The organism is Saccharopolyspora sp. NPDC047091 (assembly GCF_040643635.1).
GTDB lineage: Bacteria > Actinomycetota > Actinomycetes > Mycobacteriales > Pseudonocardiaceae > Saccharopolyspora_C.
The window spans coordinates 1-26,129 of the sequence record NZ_JBEYUS010000083.1 but is presented as its reverse complement, the minus strand read 5'-3'; the positions used below and the strand labels follow the sequence as shown (position 1 = coordinate 26,129).

27 protein-coding genes are annotated in these 26,129 nt (G+C 72.2%); 14 read left to right on the top strand and 13 right to left on the bottom strand.

Translation table 11 applies throughout. The features are described 5' to 3' along the window. The first annotated feature begins 407 nt into the window (after positions 1–407). From ABZ805_RS25920 to ABZ805_RS25900, 5 genes are all read left to right on the top strand, one after another. Positions 408–1,406, top strand: coding sequence for a chitinase (locus tag ABZ805_RS25920; RefSeq protein ID WP_358445421.1), 999 nt, complete (start codon positions 408–410; stop codon positions 1,404–1,406). A gap of 288 nt (positions 1,407–1,694) precedes the next feature. After that, positions 1,695–4,985, top strand: a complete 3,291-nt coding sequence (locus tag ABZ805_RS25915; protein ID WP_358445418.1) for a nitrate- and nitrite sensing domain-containing protein — start codon at positions 1,695–1,697, stop codon at positions 4,983–4,985. 10 nt (positions 4,986–4,995) lie between these two features. Beyond that, positions 4,996–5,418 (top strand): roadblock/LC7 domain-containing protein, encoded by a 423-nt coding sequence (locus ABZ805_RS25910; RefSeq protein WP_358445416.1) that lies wholly within the window; start codon positions 4,996–4,998, stop codon positions 5,416–5,418. Beyond that, positions 5,415–5,789, top strand: a complete 375-nt coding sequence (locus ABZ805_RS25905) for a DUF742 domain-containing protein (protein ID WP_358445413.1) — start codon at positions 5,415–5,417, stop codon at positions 5,787–5,789. The genes ABZ805_RS25910 and ABZ805_RS25905 overlap by 4 nt, the downstream gene beginning before the upstream one ends. Positions 5,790–5,893: 104 nt before the next feature. Beyond that, positions 5,894–6,187 (top strand): MGMT family protein, encoded by a 294-nt coding sequence (locus ABZ805_RS25900; RefSeq protein WP_358445410.1) that lies wholly within the window; start codon positions 5,894–5,896, stop codon positions 6,185–6,187. Positions 6,188–6,417: 230 nt separating this feature from the next. Here ABZ805_RS25900 and ABZ805_RS25895 read toward each other — a convergent pair whose 3' ends face one another. From ABZ805_RS25895 to ABZ805_RS25880, 4 genes are all read right to left on the bottom strand, one after another. Then, the gene (locus ABZ805_RS25895; RefSeq protein WP_358445407.1) at positions 6,418–7,263 is read right to left on the bottom strand and encodes a uroporphyrinogen-III synthase; all 846 of its coding nucleotides are present in this window, start codon (positions 7,261–7,263) and stop codon (positions 6,418–6,420) included. Between the two features lie 43 nt (positions 7,264–7,306). Further along, the gene (locus ABZ805_RS25890) at positions 7,307–8,104 is read right to left on the bottom strand and encodes a TIGR02569 family protein (RefSeq protein WP_224956003.1); all 798 of its coding nucleotides are present in this window, start codon (positions 8,102–8,104) and stop codon (positions 7,307–7,309) included. Between the two features lie 225 nt (positions 8,105–8,329). After that, positions 8,330–9,514 carry an adenylyltransferase/sulfurtransferase MoeZ gene (gene moeZ / locus ABZ805_RS25885; protein WP_358445404.1) on the bottom strand — a complete coding sequence of 395 codons (1,185 nt, stop codon included), beginning with the start codon at positions 9,512–9,514 and terminating at the stop codon, positions 8,330–8,332. A gap of 187 nt (positions 9,515–9,701) precedes the next feature. Next, positions 9,702–10,748, bottom strand: coding sequence for a DUF3152 domain-containing protein (locus ABZ805_RS25880; RefSeq protein WP_358445401.1), 1,047 nt, complete (start codon positions 10,746–10,748; stop codon positions 9,702–9,704). Positions 10,749–11,037: 289 nt separating this feature from the next. Between ABZ805_RS25880 and ABZ805_RS25875 the strand changes: the two genes are divergently transcribed. Beyond that, positions 11,038–11,661, top strand: coding sequence for a TetR/AcrR family transcriptional regulator (locus ABZ805_RS25875; protein ID WP_358445398.1), 624 nt, complete (start codon positions 11,038–11,040; stop codon positions 11,659–11,661). A gap of 64 nt (positions 11,662–11,725) precedes the next feature. Here ABZ805_RS25875 and ABZ805_RS25870 read toward each other — a convergent pair whose 3' ends face one another. After that, positions 11,726–12,625, bottom strand: a complete 900-nt coding sequence (locus ABZ805_RS25870; protein ID WP_358445395.1) for an alpha/beta hydrolase — start codon at positions 12,623–12,625, stop codon at positions 11,726–11,728. 25 nt (positions 12,626–12,650) lie between these two features. After that, positions 12,651–13,550 (bottom strand): diiron oxygenase, encoded by a 900-nt coding sequence (locus ABZ805_RS25865; protein ID WP_358445393.1) that lies wholly within the window; start codon positions 13,548–13,550, stop codon positions 12,651–12,653. A 65-nt stretch (positions 13,551–13,615) separates the two neighbouring features. Between ABZ805_RS25865 and ABZ805_RS25860 the strand changes: the two genes are divergently transcribed. Next, a complete protein-coding gene (locus tag ABZ805_RS25860; protein ID WP_358445390.1) occupies positions 13,616–14,356 on the top strand; it encodes a TetR/AcrR family transcriptional regulator in 741 nt (246 codons plus the stop codon). Between the two features lie 17 nt (positions 14,357–14,373). Further along, positions 14,374–14,676 carry a DUF4873 domain-containing protein gene (locus tag ABZ805_RS25855; protein WP_358445388.1) on the top strand — a complete coding sequence of 101 codons (303 nt, stop codon included), beginning with the start codon at positions 14,374–14,376 and terminating at the stop codon, positions 14,674–14,676. Between the two features lie 88 nt (positions 14,677–14,764). On the opposite strand, the gene ABZ805_RS25850 is transcribed toward ABZ805_RS25855, so the two are convergent. Continuing rightward, positions 14,765–14,992: a DUF3107 domain-containing protein gene (locus tag ABZ805_RS25850; RefSeq protein WP_358445385.1), complete on the bottom strand. Its 228-nt coding sequence runs from the start codon at positions 14,990–14,992 to the stop codon at positions 14,765–14,767. Between the two features lie 98 nt (positions 14,993–15,090). After that, on the bottom strand, positions 15,091–15,774 hold the full coding sequence (locus ABZ805_RS25845) for a ferritin-like fold-containing protein (protein ID WP_358445382.1): 684 nt from the start codon (positions 15,772–15,774) through the stop codon (positions 15,091–15,093). A gap of 647 nt (positions 15,775–16,421) precedes the next feature. On the opposite strand from ABZ805_RS25845, the gene ABZ805_RS25840 reads away from it, so the two are divergent. Both ABZ805_RS25840 and ABZ805_RS25835 read left to right on the top strand, forming a co-directional pair. Further along, the gene (locus ABZ805_RS25840) at positions 16,422–18,020 is read left to right on the top strand and encodes a DEAD/DEAH box helicase (RefSeq protein ID WP_358445379.1); all 1,599 of its coding nucleotides are present in this window, start codon (positions 16,422–16,424) and stop codon (positions 18,018–18,020) included. Positions 18,021–18,101: 81 nt separating this feature from the next. Continuing rightward, positions 18,102–19,553, top strand: a complete 1,452-nt coding sequence (locus ABZ805_RS25835) for a hypothetical protein (protein ID WP_358445376.1) — start codon at positions 18,102–18,104, stop codon at positions 19,551–19,553. A 41-nt stretch (positions 19,554–19,594) separates the two neighbouring features. Here the strand turns inward: ABZ805_RS25835 and ABZ805_RS25830 are convergent, their stop codons facing one another. The 5 genes from ABZ805_RS25830 to ABZ805_RS25810 all read right to left on the bottom strand — a co-directional run bounded on the left by ABZ805_RS25830 (position 19,595) and on the right by ABZ805_RS25810 (position 22,914). Beyond that, complete coding sequence (locus ABZ805_RS25830; RefSeq protein ID WP_358445373.1) at positions 19,595–20,137, bottom strand: hypothetical protein; 543 nt, start codon at positions 20,135–20,137, stop codon at positions 19,595–19,597. A 20-nt stretch (positions 20,138–20,157) separates the two neighbouring features. Beyond that, the gene (locus ABZ805_RS25825) at positions 20,158–20,991 is read right to left on the bottom strand and encodes a PD-(D/E)XK nuclease family protein (protein WP_358445370.1); all 834 of its coding nucleotides are present in this window, start codon (positions 20,989–20,991) and stop codon (positions 20,158–20,160) included. 86 nt (positions 20,992–21,077) lie between these two features. Beyond that, a complete protein-coding gene (locus tag ABZ805_RS25820; RefSeq protein WP_358445368.1) occupies positions 21,078–21,950 on the bottom strand; it encodes a PHP domain-containing protein in 873 nt (290 codons plus the stop codon). A 211-nt stretch (positions 21,951–22,161) separates the two neighbouring features. Beyond that, positions 22,162–22,731 (bottom strand): PH domain-containing protein, encoded by a 570-nt coding sequence (locus ABZ805_RS25815; protein WP_358445365.1) that lies wholly within the window; start codon positions 22,729–22,731, stop codon positions 22,162–22,164. A gap of 21 nt (positions 22,732–22,752) precedes the next feature. Then, entirely contained in the window at positions 22,753–22,914 is a 162-nt protein-coding gene (locus ABZ805_RS25810; RefSeq protein WP_358445363.1) for a hypothetical protein, read from the bottom strand. Between the two features lie 144 nt (positions 22,915–23,058). Between ABZ805_RS25810 and ABZ805_RS25805 the strand changes: the two genes are divergently transcribed. The 4 genes from ABZ805_RS25805 (at position 23,059) to ABZ805_RS25790 (ending at position 26,094) form a co-directional block, all read left to right on the top strand. Continuing rightward, a complete protein-coding gene (locus ABZ805_RS25805; protein ID WP_358445424.1) occupies positions 23,059–23,496 on the top strand; it encodes an NUDIX domain-containing protein in 438 nt (145 codons plus the stop codon). A 367-nt stretch (positions 23,497–23,863) separates the two neighbouring features. Then, positions 23,864–24,943, top strand: a complete 1,080-nt coding sequence (gene corA, locus ABZ805_RS25800; protein WP_358445360.1) for a magnesium/cobalt transporter CorA — start codon at positions 23,864–23,866, stop codon at positions 24,941–24,943. Between the two features lie 145 nt (positions 24,944–25,088). Then, positions 25,089–25,268: a hypothetical protein gene (locus tag ABZ805_RS25795; protein ID WP_358445357.1), complete on the top strand. Its 180-nt coding sequence runs from the start codon at positions 25,089–25,091 to the stop codon at positions 25,266–25,268. A gap of 337 nt (positions 25,269–25,605) precedes the next feature. Beyond that, the gene (locus ABZ805_RS25790; protein ID WP_358445354.1) at positions 25,606–26,094 is read left to right on the top strand and encodes a CAP domain-containing protein; all 489 of its coding nucleotides are present in this window, start codon (positions 25,606–25,608) and stop codon (positions 26,092–26,094) included. Positions 26,095–26,129 lie beyond the last annotated feature (35 nt).

Genomic DNA, 26,129 nt, shown 5'->3' with positions numbered 1-26,129 from the left:
GGGCGAGCGCACCGACGCCTGCGGCGGTGCCGAGCAGCGGCCGTGGGAGTGCACCGCCGTCGTGGCGGGCTTCGCCGGCTGATCCGGCCGCGCGCGAGGCCGTGCCGTGCCGCCCCGCCGGGGCCGCGCGGCACGGCGCCACCGCTGGAGAACGAGTCGGATAAACGGTAATTTCCCAGCCTTTTCCCATTCTGCCGTGAATGCTCCGGAAAAACTCCCTTGTGGACACATCAATTCGCTGGCCAGGGCCGATACAGATCAGGACAGTAAAGATCCGCCAAGGCCCCGAAGAGCCCACGCGAATGATTCTTTTGGTGGTACGAACCAATTTCGGGTTCTGCGAGAGTCCCGCTGTGCCGCGGCCCCCGACCGCGGCCCCAGAACACGGAAACCCCGAAGGAGGACCAGTGGGCAAGCTCCGCAAGAACGTGCTCACCCTGGCCGGTACCGGTGTCGCCGTCGCCTGCGCGGCCACCCTGTCCGCCGCGCCCGCGTTCAGCGCCGACGAGGACGTCGCGCCGATGGCCGACAGCCCGGTCGCCGCCTCGCCCTACCTCTACAACGGCTGGGGCAACCCGCCCGCGCCGGGCGAGGTGCAGCAGGCCAGCGGGGTCAAGGACTTCACGCTCGCCTTCATCAACGCCGACGGCACCTGCAACCCGGCGTGGGACGGCACCCGCCCGCTGGACGGCCAGGACAAGGCCACCATCGACGAGATCCGCGCCGGTGGCGGCGACGTGGTCCCCTCGATCGGCGGCTGGAGCGGCAACAAGCTCGGCGAGGTCTGCACCGACGCGCAGTCCCTGGCCGGCGCCTACCAGAAGGTGATCGACGCCTACGGCCTCAAGGCCATCGACGTCGACATCGAGAGCACCGAGGTCGAGACGCCCGCCTCCCGCGACCGCGTGATCGAAGCGCTGAAGATCACGAAGGAGGCGAACCCCGGCATCAAGACCGTCGTCACCTTCGGCACCACCACCACCGGGCCGAACGAGAACGGCAAGGCGATGCTGGCCAAGGCCAACGAGATCGGCGCCGACATCGACGTGTGGACGCAGATGCCGTTCGACTTCAACGGCACCGACATGGCGCAGGACACGATCACCACCACCGAGGCCCTCAAGGAGCAGGTGGCGACGACCTTCGGCTACGACGAGGCCGCGGCCTACGCGCACGTCGGCATCTCCTCGATGAACGGCGACACCGACCAGGAAGCCGAGCACGTCGACGTGGCCGCCTTCCAGAAGATGGCCGACTACGCGAAGGAGAAGGGCCTCGGCCGCTTCACCTTCTGGTCGGTCAACCGCGACCGGCCGTGCGACGGCGGCGGCGACGTCAGCAGCTGCAGCGGTGCCGAGCAGCAGCCGTGGGAGTACTCGTCCATCGTGGCGGGCTTCGCGGGCTGATCCGGCCGCACGAACGCGATTGCGCCGCACGTCCCAGCACCCGCTGGGTCGTGCGGCGCAGTGCTGATCCACCTTCCCGACAGTTGATCTTGCCGTGCTAGCATCGCGGCGGTTTCATGCGGGAACAGCGAAGTCGGGGGACACCGGGCCGCGCGTCCGATCGCCATGCCCCGCGAACCCGTCTCCCTCAGCACGACGTCCGCCCTTGACGGCGTCGGCGTTTCGCACGCCGCCGAGACCACCGCGACGCGCCTCGTCGCGGGCACCGGCACACACGGGTGGGACGTAGTGCAGAAGCTCGATGACTGGCGCCTCGGCCGCCGCAGCATCCGCGACCGCCTCTACGGCGTGGTCCTGATACCCGGCATCGCGCTGCTGGTGCTGTGGACGGCCATCAGCGGGGTCACCCTCTACGACGGGTTCCACCTGCGCGGCATCGCCGCCGGGGTGCGGGACGTGTCGCTGCCCGCGATGCGGGTGCTGGCCTCGGCGCAGAAGGAACGCACGCTGAGCCTGCTGTACGCGGCGGCACCGGACCAGCCCTCCCCCGGCTCGGTGCGGGACCGGCTCGACCGGCAGCGGGCCGCCACCGACCGGTCGCTGACCGCGATGCGCGAGGCCGCCGACCCGACGCTCGAACAGGCGCCGGACGCGGTCGCGGACCGGATGCGCTCGCTCGACCGGATCATCGCCGAACTGCCCGTGATCCGGGCCGAAGTGGACGGTGCGCAGACCGACCGGGCGCGCATCCACGGCTACTACAACGGGTTCGTCGACGCGGGCTCCGCGCTGTTCGAGCAGCAGGCGCGGCTGTTCCCCGATTCGGCGGTCACCCAGGGCGGGCTGCGCGCGGACGGCTTCTTCACCGCCGCCGACCGGATGTCCCGAGCCGCCTCGCTGGTCACCGACGGGCTGCGCGGCGGCACCTTCACCACCGCCGACCACCTGGACTTCACCCGGCTCAGCGGCGCCTACCACCTGGAGCTGCAGGCGCAGGCCGCCTCGGCGCCGCCGGACGTGCGGGCCCGCTACACCGAGATCACCTCGTCGCCGCAGTTCCGGCACCTCACCGAACTGGAGGAGCAGCTCGTCGAGCGCGGGCCGTGGTCCGATTCCGACCCGGCCGTCGCCGGACCGCCGCCGATCGACGTGAACGACTGGCTGACCACCAGCGACCTCGTCGCCGATGACCTCACCACGCTGGCCTCCACCCAGGCGCAGCGCACCGCCGCGGCCGGGATGGAGGCGGGAGACCGCAGCCTGCTCCAGGTGGCCGTCGGCAGCGTGCTCGCGCTGCTGGTGATCCTGGCCGCGATCCTCGTGGCGCTGCGGGTGTCCCGCGGGCTGTCCCGGCGGCTCAACGGCCTGCGCGACGACACGCTGGTGCTCGCCGACGGGCAGCTGCCGGAGATCGTCGCCCGGCTGCGCCGCGGCGACCGCGTCGACCTCGACCGCGAGGTCGCCCACCTCGACTACGGCCGGGACGAGATCGGCCAGGTCGCCGAGGCCTTCAACACCGCCCAGCGCACCGCCGTGTCCGCGGCCGTGCAGGAGGCGCAGGCCCGCGAGGGCGTGCACACCGTGTTCCTCGGCATCGCCGGGCGCAGCCAGGCCCTCGTGCACCGGCTGCTCACCACGATCGACCGGCTGGAGCGCGAAGAGCAGGACCCGGACCGGATGGCGCTGCTGTTCAGCCTGGACCACCTCGCCACCCGGGCGCGGCGCAACGCCGAGAACCTGATCATCCTGGGCGGCGGGCGGCCGGGACGCCGCTGGTCGCGCCCCATCGAACTCGCCGACGTGCTGCGCAGCGCCGTCGCCGAGACCAAGCACTACGCGCGGGTGCGGGTGCAGCGGCCGCCGGACCTGGCGCTGCACGGCGACGCGGTCGCCGACACCGTGCACCTGCTGGCGGAACTGCTGGACAACGCCACCTCGTTCTCCCCGCCGGAATCGCGGGTGAACATCCACAGCCACACCGTGGCCCGCGGCGTCGTCGTCGAGGTGGAGGACCGCGGGCTCGGCATCGCCGACGAGGACCTCGAAGCCGCCAACGCGATGCTGTCCGGGCCGCCGGAGTTCGACGCGATGGCGCTGCGCTCGGACAGCAGGCTCGGCCTGTTCGTGGTGGCGCGGCTGGCGGACCGGCACGAGATCTCGGTGGAACTGCGGACCTCCGCCTACGGCGGGACGCGAGCGGTCGTGCTGCTGCCGTCGAAGCTGATCGTGGAGCCGATCGAACCGGACCCGGCGGAAGCGCACACCGCGCAGTTCCCGCGGATCCGCGCGGAACGGGCCGCGGCCGCCGGGACGACCGAGATCGGGACGACGGGTTTCGAGACGGCGCTGCCCGAGGACTCCTGGCCGGCTGCCGAGATCGCGAGCACCGGCGGCGCGAGCACCGCGGCCGAGCAGGCGGCCGCGGACCTCGCCGCGGCGCCGGACACCGGTGCGGCCGCGACGGAATCCGCCGACTCCGGCGGTGCGACCGAATCCAGCGGTGCAGCCGAGTCCAGCGGTGCAGCCGAGTCCGGCAGCACGCCCGGCCCCGGCAGTACGGCGAACTCCGGCAGCCCGATGAACCCCGGCAGGAACCCCGGCAGCCCAGCGAACCCCGGCAGCACGACGAAATCCGGGAGCACGACGGACTCCGAGCCCGCGGCGAACTCCGACGACGCGACGGTCACCGATCCCACCGGTGCGCTCACCGCGGACGCCGAGACCACCGATCCGGAGTTCCCGACGATCGAACACCCCGACGCCGACGCCCCGGCCGCCGAACCCGGCGAGCCGGCCCCGGCCGACCCCGGCACCGACGCCCCGGACGCGGCGGCGCCGGACGTCGCGAGCCCGGACGCAGCGAGCCCGGACAAGGGGACTCCGGCTGCGGCCATCGGGAATTCGGCCGACGACCCCCGGCCCGAAGTCCCCGACACCGACGACGCCCCCGGTACGGCCGGCACCCCGGCGACGGCGGAGTCCGACGAGCACTCCTGGCCGTCCGACACCGAAGATCCGGACCTAGCGGACACCGGCGCCGAAGGCTCCGCGGCGCTGGAACGAACGCCACCCGAGCGGTCAACCGAAGTCACCGCTTCGGGCGACGACGCCCCGCCGGAGCACGGCTACCGTGCGGACGGAGGGGAACCGATCGAGCCCGAACAGCACGCCGATTCGGCGCTCGACGCGGCATGGCCGACCGAGGAACCCGCAGGCGACGCGGATCCGGTCACCTGGCCGGAAGACCCGGCTCCGGGGAGCACCGATCGCACCGGGAACCGGTCCGGCACCGCGCCGTCCGGCACCTCCGACGCGGACCAGGCCACGACGGACGACGACAGCACCGAAACCGGCGGAGCTCCCGCAGCGGACCAGGACGATTCCCCGGTCCCGCTGCCGCGCCGCCGCAAGCGCGCCAACCTCGCTCCCGAGCTGGCCCGCGAACAACCCGAAGAGGAGGACCGGTCGACATCCGGATCCCGCTCCGCAGCGGAGATCAGGTCCCTGATGTCGGCCATCCAGCGCGGCACCGACCGCGGCCGCAAGACCGACCCGGACTCGGGCCCGACCGATGAGTGAGGGATGCGCAGTGCAGGACACGAGCACCACGACCGACTTCGAGCTGGGCCGGTTGCTGGGTGATCTGGTCGGCGGCGTCGCGGGGGCCCGCCACGCCGTCGTGCTCTCCACCGACGGCCTGGTGGTCGAGCACTCGCCGGAACTGTCCGCTGTGGACGCCGAAGCGCTGGCCGCGACGGCGTGCGCGCTGCACGGGCTCGCGCGCGGCACCGGGCGCCGGTTCGGCGGCGGTTCCATCCGGCAGACGGTGGTGGAGATGGACCACGCGTTCCTGTTCGTCACCGCCGCCGACAGCGGTTCCTGCCTCGCGCTGCTCGGCGAGGAGCACGCCGACGTGGGCCTCATCGCCTACGAGATCAACCTGTTCGTCCAGCGGGCGGGCCGGGCCATCGAGTCCGCGCCGCGCTCCCGGCTGAGCCCCACGGCGACGTGACCTCGCGGCGGGCGGGCGGGGACGGGTGGCGCGACAGCGCCGCCGGCCCGCTCGTGCGCCCGTACGCGATGACCCGCGGCCGCACCCGCGCGGCCGCCGCCGAGCTGGACCGCGGCACCCTCGTCGTCGCGGTCCCGGAACCGTCCGACGCCGTGGAGTGGGACGCCGACCGGGAACGCATCCTGCTGCTGTGCGCGCAGCCCCGGTCCATCGCCGATCTGGCGGCGGCGTTAGAGATCCCGGTGGTGGTGGCGAAGGTCCTGGTCTCCGACCTGCTCGACGAGGGAGACCTGAGCATTCCGCTGACCCCGCAGCGCGAACCGGACCACGCCCTGCTGCAGGCCGTGCTCGATGGCATTCGCCGCTTGTAATAGCGGCTGCTCCAGGTGAATGGCCCATCAAGCCGGCGATCTTGGGCGAATGGGCCATTCACCTGGAGATTCGCGGCGGAGGGGTGCTCTGGGAGACTGCTCGGGTGGACGAGGAAACCTTGGAACGGGTCCGGGACGTGGTCATCTCCATCCCCGCCGGATCGGTGCTCGGCTACGGCGATGTGGCGGAGCTGGCGGGTCTGCGCTCGGCGCGGCTGGTGGGCCGCATCCTCGCCGAGGACGGCGCCGACATCCCCTGGCACCGGGTGCTGCGCTCGGACGGCCTGACCGCCGAGCACCTCCGCAGGCGCCAGCTGGAGCTGCTGCGCGCGGAGGGCGTGCTGGCCGACGGGCCGCGGGTCAACATGCGCCGCTACCGCTGGTCCGGCCCGGCCTGATCGTCCCCGCCGCCGCGGGATCGAGCGTCCCGGTATCAAGGGACGCGCCCCGGCGTCCCGCGGTCAAGCGTCGCGAGATCCAGCGTCACGGGATCCAGCACCGCGCGACCCAGCACCGCGCGACCCAGCGTCACGGGATCCAGCGTCGCGGGATCAAGTGTCCCGAGATCAGCCGCCGCGATGGATCAGCCACCGCGGCGGACCAACCGTCGTGGACCAACCGCGGTGGATCAGCCGTCACCGCGGGCGAACCCGGGCGCCTCGTCGGCGATCAGGCGGACCAGGGCCGCGGTGCGGGCGCGCTCGGGCTGCACGTGCGGCAGGCCTTCGCGGGCGATCGGGGCAGCGGTGACCGGGCCGACGCAGGCGATGAGCACGTTCTCCCGCAGCGCCGCCAGCAGCGCCTCCCCGCGACCGGTGCGCCGCGCCCGCGCCAGGAAGTTCGTCGCGGCGGGCGCGCTCGTCAGCGGCAGCACCCGCACCTCGCCGTCGATCACCGCGTCGATCAGCGCGTCCAGCGGCGCCAGGTCCACCGGGTCGGTCCAGCGGTACACCGCGATCGGCAGCACCTCGGCTCCTGCCGCGCGCAGCCGCTCCCGGAAGTCGGTCATCGGGTCGCCGTGCAGCTGCACCACGACCCGCGCCCCGGCCACGCCCTGGGCGAGCAACCGGTCGAGCACGTCGGCGACCTCTTCGGTCGGTGCCGTGTAGCTCTCGCGCAGCCCGGCCCCGCGGATCGCGCCGCGCGCTTTCGCCCCCCTGGCCAGCAGTTCCGCCGAGCCCAGGTGGTCGAGCAGCCGCTCCCCCGCGCCGTGCGCCCGCGCCGACTCGATCCAGCCGCCGAAGCCGCTGCCGGTCACCGCCACCACGTGCTGCACCGGCCGGGCCAGCACCGCTTCGGTCGCCGCGATCAGCTCGGCGTCGTCGTCGACCGGGACGGTGTGCATCGCGGCGCCGTAGCGCACCTCGGCGCCGCGGCGGGCCAGCAGCGCGCCCAGCTCCGCGGCCTTGCGCTCGGCGGTGATGCCCGCGGTGAATCCGCGCAGCGGTTCGGTGTCCTCGACGTCCTCAGCCACCGCACCATCGTCACACCCGCGCGTGCGGGCGCGCCGGGGCGGGTCAGAGCACTTCGAGCACCATCTGCGACGCGTGCTCCAGCCCGCCCAGCGACGCGGTGGTGGACCGCGGGTGCAGCGCGTGCACCGCGAGGCGGAACAGCAGCGCCCGCAGCAGCGCCTGCGGCCAGTCCGTCAGGTGCGACCAGCGCTCCACGATCGCCGCGTCCGAGCCGCCCCAGGACAGCGCGTCGATCACCGCGACCGCCGCCGCCCACTCGGCGGGCCGCCAGAACGGGGAGAAGTCGATGATGCCGGGCGGCGCGTTGCCCGCGAACAGCACGTTGCCGAACAGGTCGCCGTGCACCACCTGCGGCCGCAGCTGGGTGCGGCGGCGCGATCCGGCGAGGACGTCGTAGAGCCGACCGCCCTTGTCCAGCGGCAGCGGGTAGTCCTCCTCGCCCCACGACATCCGGTCCGCGAGCGCGTAGATGTCCTGCCGCGCGTCGAGGAACCGGGGCCGGGTGAGCACGCTGCTCGCCGCGTGCAGCCGCAGCGACATGGCCACGACCTCGTCGTGCCGCGGTTCCGGGCGTCCGGTGATGTCGCGGCTCGCGGACCAGCCGGAGACCACCCAGCGGCCGTCGGTGGAGCGGACCGGTCTGCCGACCCGCACCTCGTCCGGCTCCAGCAGGTCCAGGGTCTGCGCCACCCAGGCGGCTTCGGCGGTGTTCGCGGCCGGTTTGAGCACGACCTCGCCGCAACGCCAGGCGACGCCGCCGTTGAGCAGTTCGGCGTCCTCCCCGCGCGCACCGAACGCCGCTCGTACGTGCGACGGGGGCGGCTCCGGAGTTCCAGTCACGGCGCAGACGCTACATCGGAGATCCCCGAATGGGGGTCAGGCGCTCCGCAGATCGCGACCTGCGGGAAATCGTGATCCGGGCACCGCGGCGGTCCGACGACGACCGGCCCGGCCCCCGGAAGTGCGGGGACCGGGCCGGTCTCACCTGCGCTGAACAGGCACTTCGTCGATCTTCGCGATGGTTCCGGCCATCGCGCACCGCCCGCGCACGGGCGGCGACCTGGATCAGTAGGTCGGCAGGCTGGTATCGACCTCGTTAGCCCATCCGAGGACACCGCCACCGACGTGGACGGCGTCCGAGAACCCGGCCTTGTGCAGCGCGGCGAGCGCCTCGGCGGAGCGGCCGCCGGACTTGCAGTGCAGCACGATCTGCCGGTCCTGCGGCAGTTCCGCGAGCGCGGCGCCGGACAGGATGCGGTCCTTCGGGATGAGCGTGGAGCCGTCGATCTTGACGATCTCGTACTCGTGCGGCTCCCGGACGTCGATCAGCTCGAACTTGTCGCCGCGGTCGAACTTCTCCTTGAGCTCGCGCGGAGTGATCGTGCTGTTCACCGCGGCCTGCTGCGCGTCGTCCGAGACGACGCCGCAGAACGCTTCGTAGTCGATCAGCTCGGTGATCTTCGTCGCGTTCGGGTCCTTGCGGATCTTGACGGTGCGGTAGCTCATCTCCAGCGCGTCGTAGATCATCAGGCGCCCGAGCAGCGTCTCGCCGATGCCGGTGATCAGCTTGACCGCCTCGGTGGCCATGATCGAACCGATGGAGGCGCACAGCACGCCCAGCACGCCGCCCTCGGCGCAGGACGGCACCATCCCGGGCGGCGGCGGCTCGGGGTAGAGGTCCCGGTAGTTCGGGCCCTTCTCCTCCCAGAACACGCTGACCTGGCCTTCGAACCGGAAGATCGAGCCCCACACGTAGGGCTTGCCGGACAGCACCGCCGCGTCGTTCACCAGGTAGCGGGTCGCGAAGTTGTCGGTGCCGTCCAGGATCAGGTCGTAGTCGGCGAAGATGCCCAGCGCGTTGTCCGAGGACAGGTGCACCTGGTGCAGGTTGACCTTGACGAACGGGTTGATCTCGGCGATCGAGTCGCGCGCCGACTCCGCCTTCGGCCTGCCCAGGTCAGACTGGCCGTGGATGACCTGGCGGTGCAGGTTCGACTCGTCGACGGCGTCGAACTCGACGATGCCGATGGTGCCGACCCCGGCCGCGGCCAGGTACAGCAGCGCCGGACTGCCGAGCCCACCGGCGCCGATCACCAGGACCTTCGCGTTCTTCAACCGCTTCTGCCCGTCCATCCCGACATCCGGGATGATCAGGTGGCGGCTGTAGCGCGCGACCTCTTCCTTGGTCAACTCCGCCGCCGGCTCGACGAGCGGCGGTAGCGTCGTTGCCTGGGCTGAATCGCCGGACATCTCCCAGCTCCTCCTCAGTGGTCCTCACCTCGTCGTTCGCCCGCAGCCGCGAGCACGACGAGCGTCCGCGCCCGACATCGGCGTGGCCGAACGGGCGCGGAAGGTGCAACGCCAGAGTGGCGGATGGTCTTCCCGCTTCCCAAACTACTCCCACCATCCGGGAACGGGGTGGCCGAGCGCACGGGGATCAGCTGCCGGAATCCCCGACGGGGAACGGCCAGGCGTTGTACTTGCAGACGAAGCCGTCGGCGGGGATCTCGGTGCCCTGCGGCACCGCCTTGTTCAGCTCGTGCAGCTCGTTGTTGGAGGTGCTGAACGTCTGCTGCATCATCACCGGCGCCAGCCCGCCCTGCTTCCCGCACGGCACGTGCCCGTTGCCGAAGACGTGGCCCACCTCGTGGTTGATGGCGTAGCGCCGGTAGGTGCCGATGTCGCCCTCGAAGGCGACCGCGCCGCGCACCCAGCGGGCCGCGTTGATGTAGACCCGGTCGGAGATCCGGCAGGACGTGTCGAACGGCAGCCCGCTGCCGTAGCCGCAGATCTCCCGCGCCGTGTTCTGGCTGACCAGCGTCACCCGGAAGTCCGGGGACGCGGAGCCGTCGACCCGCTGCAGCGCGATGTCCCCGGCCTGCCGGTTGGTCCAGCTGCGCGGGTCGGCGAGTGTCTCCTGGGTGAGCTGGGCGAACGAGTCGTTGCCCTCGGCCAGCTTCACCCCGACCTCGACCTCCACGGTGTAGCGGTACAGGTCGTCGCCCGCACCGACCTTCGGCGAGGTGCCGGGCAGCACGGTGAAGGTCCGGCCGCCGACCTCGGGCAGCGGGGAGCCGGGCGGGAGTTCGGCGGAGAACATCTTCGCGCTGTAGGTCTGCCCCGGCGGAGCCTCGGTCACCACCGGCGCCTCGGGCACGTCCGGCGCCTGCGCGTGCGAGACGCCGTCGTCGCCGAGCTGCCGGGCGTCCGGGTCGACGGACTGGAACACGGCCAGCGCGGTGACCACCACCAGCAGCGGGACCGCGTAGATCCGCCAGCCGTACAGCGACCAGGCCCGGTTCCGCCCGCGCCGCGGTGGTTCCGGCTCGTCCAGGTCGTAGTCGCGCTCGTCGAACGGCCGCCAGGACGCGGCCAGCGGCTCGTCGGGGCGGGGCTTGCGGCGCCCGTGGGGAACGGCGGAACCATCCGCCTGGTCCGCACGGCCTGCGGCGGCGTCACGGGATCGTCTCGGGGGGCGCGGCACGGTACAAGCGTGCCACAGCACGATCGGGGTCAACGAGGCTGTGGCCAGCGAGATCCACCGCCACCTCGAAGATCACCCGTTTCGGGGCGGCTGAGCACCGTTGCCCGATTTCGACGTCACCGAGCGCGCCTGCGGCCGCGGAACCGGACCCCGCACCCGGTCTCCCCGTGCCCCGGGAGTGCGATACGACGCCGGATGAGGTCGAGAACGGCCTTTACCCACGAGTAAGGTTAGGGCTTCCCGGCTGGAGCAAGACCAGCACGTGACGGAAGGACGGGTGGAGGCAGGCATGACGGAGACCGCCGCGCAGCCGAGCAGGGGCGTTCGGCTGCCCCGCGACGCCCGCCGGGCACAACTGCTCACCGCCGCCCAGCACGTGTTCGTCACCAACGGCTACCACGCGGCCGCGATGGACGACATCGCCGAGCACGCGGGCGTCAGCAAGCCCGTCCTGTACCAGCACTTCCCCGGCAAGCTGGAGCTGTACCTGGCGCTGGTGGAGATGCACGGCGGTGAGCTGGTGCGCCGGGTGCGGCAGGCCATCGAGACCACCCCGGACAACCGGCAGCGGGTGCGGGCGGCGGTCGGCGCGCTGTTCGAGTTCGTCGACGGCGAGGGCCAGGCGTTCCGGCTCGTCTTCGAATCGGACCTGCGCGGGGAGCCCGCGGTGGACAAGGCGGTGGACGGCGCGCTGTCGGACTGCGTGGACGCGGTCGCCGAGGCCGTCACCGCGGACGCGGGCCTCGACCCGGAGCGGGCGCGGCTGCTGGCGTTCGGCCTGGTCGGGTTGAGCCAGGTGACCGCCCGCTACTGGCTGGACGAGACGGAGTCGGTGCAGCGCGACGAGGCGATCACCCTGATCACCACCCTGGCCTGGAAGGGCCTCTCCGGCTTCCCCCTGCACAACGCCTGACGGACCCGCCGAAGACGAACGGCCCGTCCGACCGCACCAGGTCGGACGGGCCGTCGCCGTTCCGTCAGCCGCCGGGGAGCAGTTCCACGATGCGGTCCGCGACCTCGTCGGTGCGCTCCAGCGGGAGCATGTGCCCGGCCCCCGAGTAGAGCAGCAGCCGCGCGTCCGGCAGCGCGTCGGCGATGCGGCGGGCGTGCGGCAGCGGGCACAGCCGGTCCTTGCCCCCGGCGAGCACCACGACGGGGATGTCGCGCAGCGCTTCGAGCGCGTGCGCCCGGTCGTGCTCGGCGAGGGAGGTGCGGAACCCGGCGAGGCTCGGCGGGTGGCAGGCCGCGACCCAGTCGGCGGTGGCGGCGACGTCGGCCGCGGCCGGGGAGGCGCCGAACAGCAGCCAGCGCATCCCGGGGCGCAGCGCCCGCGAGTTCCGGACCAGCCGGCCGCCGCCGGACTTCGCGAGCAGGCCGCGCACCCCGAGCTCGGCGCGGTTCGCGACGGCGGCGACCGGGCCGGGCAGACCGAGCGTGGGTGCGGCGAGGTTCCCGCTGGAGGTGGCGACGAGCGCGGCGCCGGCGATCCGCGCGGCGAACAGTTCCGGGTGCCGCTCGGCCAGCGCCATGATCGTCATGCCGCCCATGGAGTGCCCGGCGAGCACGATCGGCCCGGTGGGCACCCGCTGCTCGATGAGCTCGGCGACGTCGTCGGCGCAGCGCTCGATGGTGGCCGTGCCCGCGGGCGCCGGATCGGATTCGCCGTGCCCGCGCAGGTCGAACCGCAGCACGCGGACGTCGGCCTGGTGCAGCACTTCGTCGATGACCCGGTCCCAGGTGTGCGTGGTGAGGGTCCAGCCGTGCACGAGCAGCAGCGTGCTGCCCGCGTCGGCGGGGCCGTGCTCGTGCACCCGGAGCCGGACGCCGTCGCCGGTGGTGAAGGTGCTCGTGTCCGCGCCGGAGGCGGTGGTGGTCATGGCGGTCCTGTTCTGGGTGGAGGGGTCAGCGGATGAGGAACGACTTGCGCCAGAAGGGCATGCCGGGCCCGCCGATCAGCCCCGCCTCGTCCAGGAAGCCCATGATCTTCTCGCCGCCCCAGTGCAGGGTGTGCTGGAAGTTCGGGTTCCGCCACGCCGCGGCGTGCGCGTCCCTGGGCCGCAGGCCGACGGCCGCGTACACCCGCGGGTTGATCAGGCTGAAGCAGATCGCGTAGGAGACCAGCGCGGTCGCGAACTGGTGCCAGGCGCGTTCGGCCGGGCCGCACCCGGCCATCCGCCGGACCACCTCCTCGCGGGCGAAGGTGACGTGCCGCGCCTCTTCGAGCACGTGGATGCGGTTGACCATGCGCACCAGCGGCTGCACGGACTCGTCGTTCATCTGGTCGCGCTGGAAGCGGTCCAGGATCTCCTCGGCGACGAGGATCGCGGCGTACGCGGAGGGTCCCTTGAGGATCGCGGGCAGCGCCCGCCCGGCCTGGCGCAGCAGCGGCACCGGCCCGTAGGCGGGGGCGCCGACGCGGCGGACGGCCTTGCCGAACATGGTGGAGTGCCTGCACTCGTCGGCGATCTCGGTGAGCGCGTAGTGCGCGTGGTCGGTGCGCGGGTCGGAGTCGTAGAACTCCTTGAGCAGGATCTGCATCAGCAGCACTTCGAACCACAGGCCGTTGGAGGCGATGCTGGCGAACTCGTGCTTGGTCAGCTCGACGCGCTGCGCGTGGTCGAGGCGCTCCCACAGGTCCGTGCCGTAGAGGCTGCTGCGGTGGAACGGGACGTAGGGGGCGTCGTCGAGCAGCGGCGCGTCCCAGTCGATGTCGACCTCGGGGTCGTAGCTGTTCTTCGCCGACGACTTGAGCAGCCGGGCGGCGGTCTTCTCCCGGTCGTTCACCTGCACGGTCCTGGTCATCTCGGGGCCTCCCTGGCTGCCACCGGCATTGCATGTTACTTCGAGTAACAGCTACCTTGGGTAGCGTGAGCCACCACACCCGGCCTGTCAAGGTCGTTCCGGACCCGGCACCGCGCGGCGACGCCCGCCGCGAACGCTGGCGGGAGCACCGCGAAGCCCGCCGCGCCGAATTCGTCGACGCCACCGTGCGCGCCATCGGCCAGCACGGCGCCGACGTCGGCATGGACGAGATCGCCGCCGAGGCCGGCGTCAGCAAACCCGTGCTGTACCGGCACTTCCACGACAAGAGCGACCTCTACGTCGCCGTCGGCGAATGGGGCACCGAACTGCTGATGCAGCGGCTCGCCCCCGAGATCGCCGCCGACGGCAGCCCCAACGAGCGCATCCGCCGGATGCTCGACGCCTACCTCGGCGTCATCGAGCAGTACCCCGAGCTGTACCGGTTCGTCGTGCGCCGCACCTTCACCGACAAGCCGGTGCGCTCCGACCCGGTGACCGCGGAGAAGACCGAGATCGCGAACTCGCTGTCCCGGCTGCTCGGCGAGTACCTGCGCGCGCTGGGGCTCGACTCCGGCGGGGTGGAGCCGTGGGCGCACGGGCTCGTCGGCATGGTGCAGGCCAGCGGCGACTGGTGGCTGGAGCGGCGGTCGATGAGCCGCGACGACCTCACCGACTACCTGACCCGCATCATCTGGCACGCCATCGACGGAGTGCTGCGCTCCGGCGGCATCGTGCTCGACCCGGACCGGCCGCTGGAGCCGAGCACCGGGCTGCGGCTGATCACCGAGACCGGCGGCGAAGGCTGACCGCGGAAGGAGCCACCATGTCCGAGGAGCGACTCGCCGAAGCGGTCCCCGACGAGGAGTACGAGGGCGAGGCGGTGCTGTTCACCGCCGAACGCGAAGTCCCGGTGGCGGTGCTGCTGCGCGGGCACTTCCAACCGATCGACGGCCGCTTCCACTGGTACGGCCGGGTCGCGGCCGACGACGCGGTCGCCGAGCTCGCGGGCGGGCGCAAGACGCAGGTCGTGCTGCGCACCACGCGCGGCGAGGCCGTGGGCAGCCTGTCCGACCCGGACCCGTGGAACCGCTACCGCATCACCGGCGTGGGCCGGCCGCCGTTCTGACGGAGCGCGGCCGGGAGTCCGATGTGGACACCCCGGGCACGACGATGCCCCCGGCGGAGCGCTCTCCGGCCGGGGGCATCGCGGCAGATCACTGGACGCCGAAGCCGACCCGCGGGGACTCCGAGGGGCCGATCTCGACGTAGGCCAGCTTGGCGGCGGGCACCAGGTAGCGCCGGCCCTTCTCGTCGGTCAGCGACAGCACCCCGTCGGTGGTCTTCAGCGCGTCGGCCACCAGCGACTCGACCTCGGTCGAGGACTGACCGCTGGCCACGGTGAGCTCACGCGGGCTGTCCACGACGCCGATCTTGACCTCCACGCTTGACCTCCACAATTCGCGAACCGATGCGTACGTCCGAGAGGTTATCCCAGTCCACGCCGGACCCGCCTTCGCCGGTGGCGAACATCGGGAACCCGTCAGCCCAGGCCGAGCCGCGCCATCCGCTTCGTGTGGTTGTTCTGCAAGCGGCGGAACAGCGCGACGATGCCGGTGAGATCGCCCGACCCGGTGATGATCAGTTCGGCGAGCGCGTCCCGCTCGGCCACCACGCGCTGCGCCTGGGTGACCGCCTCCCCCAGCAGCCTGCGGCCCCACAGCGTCAGCTTGTCCCGCAGCGACCGGTCCTCGGCGCAGGCGGCCAGCACCTCGCGCTCGGCGAACGCGGAGTGCCCGGTGTCGGCCAGCACGTCCAGCACCAGCGTCCGCGTCGAATCGTCCAGCCACTCCGCGACCTCGCGGTAGAAGTCGGCGGCGAGCCCGTCGCCCACGTACGCCTTCACCAGCGACTCCAGCCAGGAGTGCGGGGCGGTCGAGGCGTTGAACGCGTCGAAGGGCTCGGCGAACGGGGCCATCACCTCGTCCACGGCGACCCCGCGGCGGGCGAGCGCGTCGTCGAGCATCCGGTAGTGGCCGATCTCGGCGGCCGCCATGCTGGCCAGCGCGGCCCGCCCGGACAGGGTGGGCGCGGTGCGGGCGTCCTCGGCGAGCCGGTCGAAGGCGGACAGCTCGCCGTAGGCGAGCGCGGCCAGCAGGTCCACGACCCCCTCGGAGTGCGTGGTGGAGTCGGTGGATCCGGCTGCGGAGGGGTCGGGCTCGCTCATACCAGGCACCTTAACCGCCGCCCCGCGCGGGCGGTCCGCGCAGCGGCGCGGGCCGACACGCGCGGCCGGAACCGGGCGGCCCGGCGGTCGGCCGCTGGTGGTGCGGGATGTTTCACGAAAGCTCATCGCACATCGCCGACCTCGATCCGGTTCGGACCAGGTATCCTGGCGGACGCAGAAGCCATGCGGCATCAGGCAACCGGCAGTGGACCCCCTCCCCGCGCGGGACCCGGCAGGGCTCGACGCGGGCCACGGTCCCACCCCGTGAGCAGCCGGTCGCCCGGGGTCCGTGCGGGAGGCCCGGGCGCGGAAGACCCGAGCGGGGGCGCACCGCGCTCGGCCCACCGGCCGGAGCGCCGGGGGCGCGGGCGACGGCGCGAGCCGCGCCACGATGCCGACCGAACCAGCAGCGGACAACCGCTGATCGAACAGGGGCGCGCGACCATCGCACCGGTGACCACGAGCATGCAGCACGCGAACAACGCGGCGGGCCGCGGATCGAACGCGGCCACCATGCCGGAGGGCGTCACCACGAGTGCAGCCGAGCGATCGGCCGCAGCGCGCCGGTACTGAGAGAGGCGATCACTCTGACCCTCAGCAACGAGCGGGCCCCCGAGGCCCCCGAGACCACCAGCAGAACCGAGGACGTGCACGCGATCGAGCACAGCGAGAACGGCGCCCCCACCGTGGAGGCCGCGCCGCTGCACGCGGAGAGCACCGTCCCGAACACCCCGACCTTCGCCGAGCTGGACGTGCACGAGGAGATCGTGCGCGCCCTCCGCGAGGCGGGCATCGAGCACACCTTCGCGATCCAGGAGCTGACGCTGCCGCTGGCGCTGCGCGGCGAGGACCTGATCGGGCAGGCCCGCACCGGCACCGGGAAGACGCTGGGCTTCGGCGTCCCCCTGCTGCAGCGGTTGCAGGTCCCCGGCGACGGGACGCCGCAGGCGCTCGTCGTGGTCCCCACCCGCGAGCTGTGCGTGCAGGTCGCCCGCGACCTCACCGACGCGGGCAAGCACCTGGGCGTCCGCACCCTCGCGGTGTACGGCGGCCGCCCCTACGAGCAGCAGATCGACGCGCTCAAGCAGGGCGTCGACCTGGTCATCGGCACGCCGGGCCGGTTGCTGGACCTCGCCGAGCAGCAGCACCTGGTGCTGGGCAAGGTCCGCGGCCTGGTGCTGGACGAGGCCGACGAGATGCTCGACCTCGGCTTCCTCCCGGACATCGAGCGCATCCTCAACATGGTCCCCGAGCAGCGGCAGACGATGCTGTTCTCCGCGACCATGCCTGGCCCGATCATCACGCTCGCCCGCACCTTCCTGAACCAGCCCACGCACATCCGCGCGGAGCAGGCGGACGCGAACGCGATCCACGAGCGCACCAAGCAGTTCGTCTACCGCGCGCACGCCATGGACAAGGCGGAACTGCTGGCCAGGACGTTGCAGGCCCAGGACCGCGGCCTGACGATGATCTTCACGCGGACCAAGCGGACCGCGCAGAAGCTCTCCGACGAGCTCGCCGAGCGCGGTTTCGCCGCCGCCTCGGTGCACGGCGACCTCGGTCAGGGCGCCCGGGAGCAGGCGCTGCGCGCGTTCCGCTCCGGCAAGGTCGACACCCTCGTCGCCACCGACGTCGCCGCCCGCGGCATCGACGTCGCCGGGGTGACCCACGTGGTGAACCTGCAGTGCCCGGACGACGAGAAGACCTACGTGCACCGCATCGGCCGCACCGGCCGCGCGGGCCGGGAGGGCGTGGCGATCACCCTCGTCGACTGGGACGAGGAGACGCGCTGGAAGCTCATCAACGACGCCCTCGACCTGGGCAAGCCGGATCCGGTGGAGACCTACTCCACCTCGAAGCACCTGTACGAGGACCTCAACATCCCGGCGGACGCGACCGGCAGGCTGCCGCTGTCCAAGCGCACCCGCGCCGGCCTGGGCGCCGAGCCCGACGAGGACGCGAAGCGCACCAGCAGCCGCAAGCCGCGCCGCCGCACCCGCGGCGGTTCCGGCGGCGAGCAGCCCGGCGGCGAGCCCGCGGCCGGCGAGACCCGTCCCGGCGGCCGTTCCCGGCAGCGCAGGCGCACCCGCGGCGGCGTGAACTCGGAGGGCGACGCGCAGCCCGCCGAATCCACCGCGCAGAGCGAGGGTGCCGCCGAGTCCGCGGACCGTCCCCGCAAGCGGCGCCGCAGGCGTCGTGGTGGCGGCGGTGCCGCTTCCGGCGGCGGCGAGTCGTCCGGCGACTGATCCCGTTCCGCGAGCGGGCTGCCCGGTGGGGCGGCCCGTGGACCGGCCCGGCTCTCGAGAGCCGATTCAGTGAGGAGTGCAGTGGTACGGCCGGAACGGCGGACGCGGTCCGACTTCGTCGCGGTGGCGCTGATCCTGGTGGTGGTCGTGGTGGTCGCCGCGGTCATCTGGTGGCGCAGCGACGCCCGGGCCACCGCGTCCGAACCCGCGGCCGCACCGGCACCCGCGCTCACCTCCCCCACCTCGGTACCGGCCGCGTTGCACGAGCTGTGGCGCGCGTCGAGCCCGGCCACCCCCGTCCCCGTGATCGCCGGTTCGACCGCGATCACCGGTGACGGCGGCACCGTGTCCGGCCGCGATCCGGGCACCGGCGCGGTGCGCTGGCGGTTCTCCCGCGATCTCCCGCTGTGCACCGTCGGCGAGGGCTGGGACCGCGCGCTGGCCGTGTACCGGAAGGCCGCCAACTGCAGCGAGGTCAGCTCGTTGCAAGGCGACACCGGCGTGCGCGGCCCCGCGCGCAACGCCGACGCCCCGTTCGGCACCCGGCTGCTCGACGACGGCAAGTACGTGACCGCGACCGGTGATCGAGTGCTGGAGAGCTGGCGCTCCGACCTGGTGCGCACCCAGCAGTACGGGATCATGCCCGCGCTGAAGAACGCGGGGAACAACCTGCGCCGCCCGGACTGCACCTACCCGTCGACGGCGGTCGGCAGCGAGCGGATCGCGGTGGTGGAGGACTGCCCGGAGGACCCGGAGCAGCGCATCACGGTGATCAAGACGAAGCCGGAGGACGACGAGAAGCCGGAAGAGGTCAGCAGCGCGGTCCTGGGCGGTTCCGAGGCGACGGCCGTCGCGGTCTCCAGCAAGCAGACCGCCGTGTACGTGCGCGACCGCGGTTCCCTCGTGGTGTACGCGAACTCGACCGGCGGCATCGAAGCCGAGTACCCGCTGCCCACCGGCGGTGCCCCCTACCCCAACGCCGGTGTCGAGGCCGTCGCGGCCGACCGGGTGTGGACGGTGAACCTGCGTCCCGTGCCCGGGCCCGAGCAGGACCGCGCCGCGCGGTCGATCGCCGCGGCGCTGCAGCGGTTCGACCCGACGATCACCGCGCAGCGCGTGCTGGACGGGCTGGCCACCGCGGGCCCGGACCGGCCGTTCCGCGTCGCGGTGCTCGACGACCACCAGTACCGGCAGGTGAAGGACAAGATCGCCGACGTCGCCGGGGCCACCTTCGGCGGGCTGCTGTACTGGAACAACGGCACCACGACCGTCGCACTGGACGCCGCGACGTTCGCGCCCTTGTGGACGGTGCCGGACGCGCTCGGCCCCGGTGCGCTCTACGGCGGGGAGCTCCTCGTCCCGGTGCCGGAGGGCATCGCGGTGCTGGACCGCTTCACGGGTGCGCGCGAGCGGGTGATCCCGGTGGACCGGCAGGGCTGGACCGGGCCGGTGCGCCTGGACTCCGCGGGCCCGATCGTGCTCGAACAGCGCGGCCCCACCTCGGTGGCGCTGGGCCCGGACCGACCCGAGTGACCGGAGCGCCCACCAGCACCCGGTGAACCGGCCTCACGCCGTCACAGCCACCACCAGAACCACAGCGGGCCGAACACGGCCACGAGCAGCGCCAGCAGCGCGGCCGCACCGCGGCGGTCGCGGTTGCGGTCCGCGAAGTGCTGCAGCGCCAGGGCGAGCGCAGCCCCCACCGCGTGCGAAATGATCATCGCCAGGCCGGGTCCGTCCTGCCCCTGCCGCGTCGCCCACACCTGCACGCCGATCAGCCCGAGGGCCACCAGCAGCATCCCCACCGCCAGCGAGCCGGTCAGGCCGCGGAACCAGGTGCCGATCCGGGTGCCACCGGCGCCCGAGCGGTGGTGCCTGCGCACCGTCGGGGCCTCGGCGGTCTCCTCGTCGAACTCGTCCTCGTCGTGCCACTCCACGCGCTGCCTGCGCCCTCCGGCGGGCGTCGACGAGCGGAAGGGCACGGTCCCCGGTTGGTCCGCACCGTCGGCCGGCCAGGAGCCTGCTGCCGGGTGCGGGCGGCGCAGCGTCTGCGGCGCGGGCCGGTGCCGGGCACCTCCGCGCGCGGCCTCCTGCTGCGCTCGTCGGGGCATGTCCATGTCGTCGTTCCTCTGGTCCGTCACTCGGCCAGCCCGGCCCACGGTTCGGTGGCGGGCGCGGCCTGCTGTCCTTCCGGGCAGTGCGCGCGGAACTCGCACCAGCCGCAGCGCCCGCCGGGGTTCGGCGGGAACACGTCCGGCCCTGCCGTTCCCCCTTGGAACGAGTCGGAGGCGGTCTGGAGTTCCTCGGCCAGCCGTTCGGCCCGCGCCACGTGCTCGTCCAGGGAGGCCTGGGTGTGCTCCCACGCCCCGACCCGGCCGCTGGGCAGGTGGTGCAGTTCGACCCGCCCGGTGGGGGCGCGCAGCGTCCGCCGGGCGGCGACCGCGTACAGGGCGAGCGCCCGCGAATCCCGGGCGTCCTCGTCGGTGGCCGCGCGTCTGCCGGTCTTGTAGTCGACGATGACCAGCTCGCCGTTACGCCGGTCGATGCGGTCCACGCGGCCCTCCGCGATGATCGTGCCCGCGGCGGCCGACACCCAGCGCTCCACCGCGACCGGCTCCGCGCCGGGCGCGAGCCGCTCGACGTAGTCGGCGACCCACCGCTGGGCGCGCTCCCGGTACCGGGTGGCCTGGGCGTGGTCGGCGAAGCCGTCGCTCTTCCAGCACTGCCCGACCAGCAGCACCGCCTTCTCCGCGGTCCGCTGGGCCGCGGGCAGTTCGAAGAAGGCCTTCAGCGCGTTGTGCACCACCGCGCCGAGGGTGGCGTTGGCGCGAGCGCCGGAGCGGGACGGCGCAGGCCGGTCCAGGTAGGTCATCCGGAACTTGCGCGGGCAACCTTCCCAGTTCGCGAGCTTCGCGGGAGTGACCCGGACGAGCTTGCCGGGGATGCCTTCGAGGCCTAGCTGTCCCTGCACTCGCACCACACTACGCAGCCGGAGCGTCGCGTCGCGTTTCCCCCCGCGCCGCACCCGGAACTCACCGGATCAGCTGATCTCGGTGGTCATCCGGCCGTGAACACCTCGCTGCCGCTGCTCTTGTCGATCAAGCGCTGCAGCGATGCCGGCGCGGTGGTCTCCTGCCCGATCCGGATCGTCTTGTTCGTGCCGTGGTAGTCGCTGCTGCCCGTCGGCACCAGGTCCAGCTCGGCGGCGAGCTCGCGCAGCTCCTGCCGGGTCGGCTCGTCGTGGTCCGGGTGGTCCACCTCGATGCCGGTCATGCCGCGGTCCGCCAGCTCCGCCACCACCGCGGCGTTCACCACCGGGCCGCGGGCGCGGGCGAACGGGTGCGCCAGCACGGTGACCCCGCCCGCGTCCGCGATCATCTCGATCGCGCGCAGCACGGGGGTGTCGGTGCGCGGCAGGTAGTACCGGCCGCTGCTGCCCAGGTAGCGGGCGAAGGCCTCGTCGACGCTCCGCACCATGCCCGCGCGCACCAGCTGCCGCGCCAGGTGCGGGCGCCCGCCCGGCGAGTCCGGCGGCAGGCCCGCCATCAGCTCGTCCGCGTCGACCGGGAAGCCCTCCGCCGCCATCCGCTCGGCCATCTCCCGCAACCGGCCGCGCCGCTCCGCCCGCAGCCGGGACTGCTCGGCCACCAGCGCGGCGGAGGTCGGGTCGAACAGGTACGCCAGCAGGTGGACGGTGATGTCGCGCCCCGTCCCGTCCGGGCAGGTGCAGGACAGCTCGGCGCCCGGCACGACCCGGACGCGCCCGGCGCCGGCGACCACGGCGTCCGCCGCCTCCGCCCAGCCCGCCGTGGTGTCGTGATCGGTGATCGCGACGACGTCCAGCCCCGCCTCGATCGCCGCGTCGACGAGCTCCGCGGGCGTGTCGGTGCCGTCGGACTCGGTGGAGTGGGCGTGCAGGTCGATGCGCAAGCGTGGCCTTTCCGTTCAGGCCGGTCCGTCGACCGGCGGGCGGGCGTGCGGTCGCCGCAGGAGGTCGCGCCGCGAGGGTGGAGGCCCAGCGGCTCGACCGGACTTCCGCTGCGCACAGTCTCGCCGATGGTCCCGGGACCTTCCGAACCAGCCCACGAAGAAGAGCCGGGGCCGCGGGTGATCCCGCGACCCCGGCTCGGCAGCGACCGGTTCAGCTCGGAAGCTTGGCCTTCTTCTTGCCCACCGCCGCGCGGCGGGCCTTGAGCATGGAGAAGCGTTCCTGCTGCGCCTTCTTCTCCCCGAACACCAGGTACGAGATCGCGTCCTCCACCTCGTCCGGGTTCGGCACGTACTCGATCCGGTTGAGCGCCTGGATCTGACCGGCCGACTCGACCACCAGCGTGCCGTAGCCGAACATGCGCCCGGCCAGGGTCCGCTGGAAGGTGAGGTCGGTGACCTTGCCGATCGGCATCATCGCCACGTTGGTGGTGAAGATGCCTTCCGCGATCAGGAACCGCTTGTCCGTGACGACGATGCGTTCCACGTACCAGTCCAGCACCTGGTAGGTGAACCGGAGCAGCACGACGAGGCCCGCATACCAGAGCACGTTCTGCGGCAGGCTCGTGTCCTGCGGCAGCATTTGGGACACCATGACCACGCCGACCAGCAACCCGATCGCCTCGAACAGTTCCCAGACCAGGCTCGCCCAGTGTCTGCGGAGCCGGATGACCCGGCGTTCGGTCTCGAGCAGGTACTCGTCGGGATCCCTAGGCGCGAACACGTCAACCGCCCTTCGGCGCTACTACACGAAGATGTTCTGCATGAAGGTGATGACCGCGTTCGCAGCATCCGCGAGGCTGTCCTTGATGTTGTTCACCAACTGACCAGCCTGATCTGGGGCGTTGATCAAGAAGAAGAGGAGGAACGCGACCCCGGTCCAGGTCAGGATCTTCTTAAGGTTCACTGCGATACACCCCGTCCGAAATGCCTTTGAACATGCTGGCGCCTGCCGATCTGTTGTACCGCACTCGGCGGCTGTAGGGCAGCATTGTCCCGCACTTGGGTCAGTCGTCAGCTGAACCGTCCGGATCAACTACCCTCCGTGTCGGTGATCATAACCAATGGACGAGTGATCCGGTGCGTCGGCGCCGTCGTGCACGATCCGCAGGGCCGGTTGTTGCTGGTGAAGCGGGCCAACGAACCCGGCAGGGGGCAGTGGTCGGTACCGGGCGGCAAGGTGGAGCCCGGAGAAACCGATCGTTCGGCGGTACAGCGCGAAATTTCGGAGGAAACGGGACTCTCCGTGATCGTCGGCAGGTGGCTCGGGAGGGTGCGGCGCCCGGCCCCGACGGGGACGTTCGACATCCACGACTACGCGTGCCGGCCCGATGACGTGGTGCTTTGTCCCGGCGACGACGCGGCCGACGCGATGTGGGCGGACGCTGCGACCTTTGCCACACTCGACGCCGCCGGCCGGTTGACCGAGGGCCTCGCCGAGGCGCTGCGGGGGTGGGGACAGCTCCCCGGGCCGTCCGCCGGGAGCTGAAACCGGCGAACCCGGCAGTCCACGCATTCGCCGCGAACGGGGCGAAATTCGAGATGCCCCAGGCGTGCGGGCGGCGAAAATTCACCCATTTCGCCGTGTGCCATCACACCCGGCACCGCCGCCGCTCGAACCGAGAACGGCGAGTATCGTGAACCGTTGGCCGGTCCGGACCACTCGCGAACGGCGAGTCGGGCAGAAGGAGGTGAGGGATTGTGAGCGGCGGTGCCGACAGCGCGCTTCCGAGTAGTACCAACCGCATCCCCGCCTGGGAGGCCTGCGGCTAGGCCGGTTCCAGGTGCCCATCGGCGCCGGTGGGGATGCGCGGTCGAGATCGCCCGAGATCCGATTCCCGCCCTTGGAGGTCGCCGTGCCCAGCCTTCCTTCTCTCGGCCTGCGCAATCGCGCAGCGCGCCACAACGGCCGCACCGCGACCGCTCCCGCTCCGCCGCCCGCCTACGTCGTCGACTGCGGCGTGTACGTGGACGGAGTGCGGCTGCCGGGCGACCGGTCGCACGCCGAGGCGATCGACGAGGTGCGCAGGCGCGGCGCCGGGTTCGTCTGGATCGGGCTGCACGAACCGGACGAGGCGCAGCTCAACGGGCTGGCCGAGACGTTCGGGCTGCACGAGCTGGCCGTCGAGGACGCGGTGCACGCCCACCAGCGGCCGAAGCTGGAGCGCTACGACAGCACGCTGTTCATGGTGCTCAAGACGGTCCGCTACATCGACAACGAGAGCCTCACCGCGAACAGCGAGATCGTGGAGACCGGTGAGCTGATGGCGTTCGTGGGCCGCGACTTCGTGATCACGGTCCGGCACGGCAAGCACGCCAGCCTCGCCCAGGTCCGCTCGCAGCTGGAGACCGACCCGGAGCAGTTGCAGCTGGGCCCGGCCGCGGTGCTGCACGGCATCGCCGACCACGTGGTGGACACGTACCTGGAGGTCACCGAAGCCATCCAGGACGACATCGACGAGATGGAAGCCGCCGTGTTCGCGCCCCGGACCAAGATCGAGGCCGAGCAGATCTACCTGATGAAGCGCGAGGTCATGGACCTGCGCCGCGCGGTGATGCCGCTGGCGAAACCGCTGCAGCGGCTGGCCGAGGGCTACACGCCGATGGTGCCCGAAGAAGTGCGCTCTTACTTCCGCAACGTCGAGGACCACCTGACGACGGTGTCCGAGCGGGTGGCCTCGTTCGACGAGCTGCTGACCACGCTGGTGGACGCGACGCTGGCCAAGATCACGCTCCAGCAGAACACCGACATGCGGAAGATCTCCGCGTGGGTCGCGATCGTGTCGACGCCGACGATGATCGCCGGGATCTACGGGATGAACTTCGAGAACATGCCGGAAGTGCACTGGACGTTCGGCTATCCGGCGACGCTGCTGGTGATGATGCTGGCTTGCCTGACGCTGTTCAAGATATTCCGGCGGAACAAGTGGTTGTGAGCACGTGCTGTAACGTTTTCGATCATCCGGGCGATGTAGTCCGCAGAGGTTCGACCGCCGCGGTTGTGCACCGCGAGCGCTCTCCCCGAACGATTCGCCGCCGTGAGGATTCCGGTGCGCGTCGGGAAGAAGTGAGGAGGTAGTCATGTCGATCGTCGTGCGCCGCAGTGCGATGGGGCGGCGGGTGTTCACCCGCAGGCTGCCGCTGAGCGGATCGGGGAACGTGGCGCCGGAGCGAAGTCCCGGGTCGCCGCGCCGGGGGCGAAAACCCGGTGCGATGTGGGACGCGCTGTCCGCCTCGCCGCGCGCGCTCGCCGTGCGCTGATCACCGTTGCGGCACCGCCGCCCCCACATCGTGAGACGACATTTCGCACCGATCATTCTCACGCTGCCGGGAGGCACCGCCATGACTCGTCTCGCCACCAACAAGCTCGCCCTGCTGACCACCCTGCTGATGGGGTGGATCCTGACGCTGTTCATCATCATCGCGCAGCAGGGCTGAATTCCCCAGGTCCACTGTGGACCTCGTTGATCGAATTCCCGTTCGGGTGATCCGCACGCGTTCGCGGATCACCCGTTGCGCGGATTTCCCGGTCGGCGCGCCGGAAAGCGGGTTAGAACTGTCCGCACCTGGAACCCCTTGAAGTCGAGGAGTGGTGCGGATGTTCGCCCGCCCGGCCCGGTACGCCCGGTCGATCCTGCTGTGCTCGCTGTTGCTCACCGCCGCCTCGCCGGCCCACGCGGACGAGCCCCGGCTCGACGCGCTCACCGCCGAGATCGTGGACCGGACCAACCAGGTCCGGGCCGAGGCCGGGTGCGGCCCGCTCGCGCCCGCGCCCGGTCTGGAGCAGTCGGCGCAGGCGCACGCCGCGGACATGGCCGAACAGAACTACTTCGCGCACTCCGACGCCGTCTCGCCCGCCCGGGCGCTGCCGCATGCCGAGGTGCTGCCGCGCGCCGAGGTGCTGGGCGAGAACATCGCCGCGGGCAACGCGGCCGCCGCCGAGACATTCCACCAGTGGATCACCAGTCCCGGGCACCGGGCGAACATCCTCGACTGCAGGTTCACCGGCATCGGCGTCGGCCACGCCTACGACCCGAGCAGCACCTACGGGCACTACTGGGTCCAGGAGTTCGCCGGCACCACCTGATCGCGCGGAACCCGGCCCGCTCGACCGGCGTCACC

Coding starts and splice junctions, on each gene's coding strand:
- moeZ (WP_358445404.1), bottom strand. CDS start 9,514: ATGTCCGGCGATTCAGCCCAGGCAACGACGCTACCGCCGCTCGTCGAG.
- ABZ805_RS25875 (WP_358445398.1), top strand. CDS start 11,038: ATGACGGAGACCGCCGCGCAGCCGAGCAGGGGCGTTCGGCTGCCCCGC.
- ABZ805_RS25870 (WP_358445395.1), bottom strand. CDS start 12,625: ATGACCACCACCGCCTCCGGCGCGGACACGAGCACCTTCACCACCGGC.
- ABZ805_RS25865 (WP_358445393.1), bottom strand. CDS start 13,550: ATGACCAGGACCGTGCAGGTGAACGACCGGGAGAAGACCGCCGCCCGG.
- ABZ805_RS25855 (WP_358445388.1), top strand. CDS start 14,374: ATGTCCGAGGAGCGACTCGCCGAAGCGGTCCCCGACGAGGAGTACGAG.
- ABZ805_RS25845 (WP_358445382.1), bottom strand. CDS start 15,774: ATGAGCGAGCCCGACCCCTCCGCAGCCGGATCCACCGACTCCACCACG.
- ABZ805_RS25830 (WP_358445373.1), bottom strand. CDS start 20,137: ATGGACATGCCCCGACGAGCGCAGCAGGAGGCCGCGCGCGGAGGTGCC.
- ABZ805_RS25795 (WP_358445357.1), top strand. CDS start 25,089: ATGTCGATCGTCGTGCGCCGCAGTGCGATGGGGCGGCGGGTGTTCACC.
- ABZ805_RS25790 (WP_358445354.1), top strand. CDS start 25,606: ATGTTCGCCCGCCCGGCCCGGTACGCCCGGTCGATCCTGCTGTGCTCG.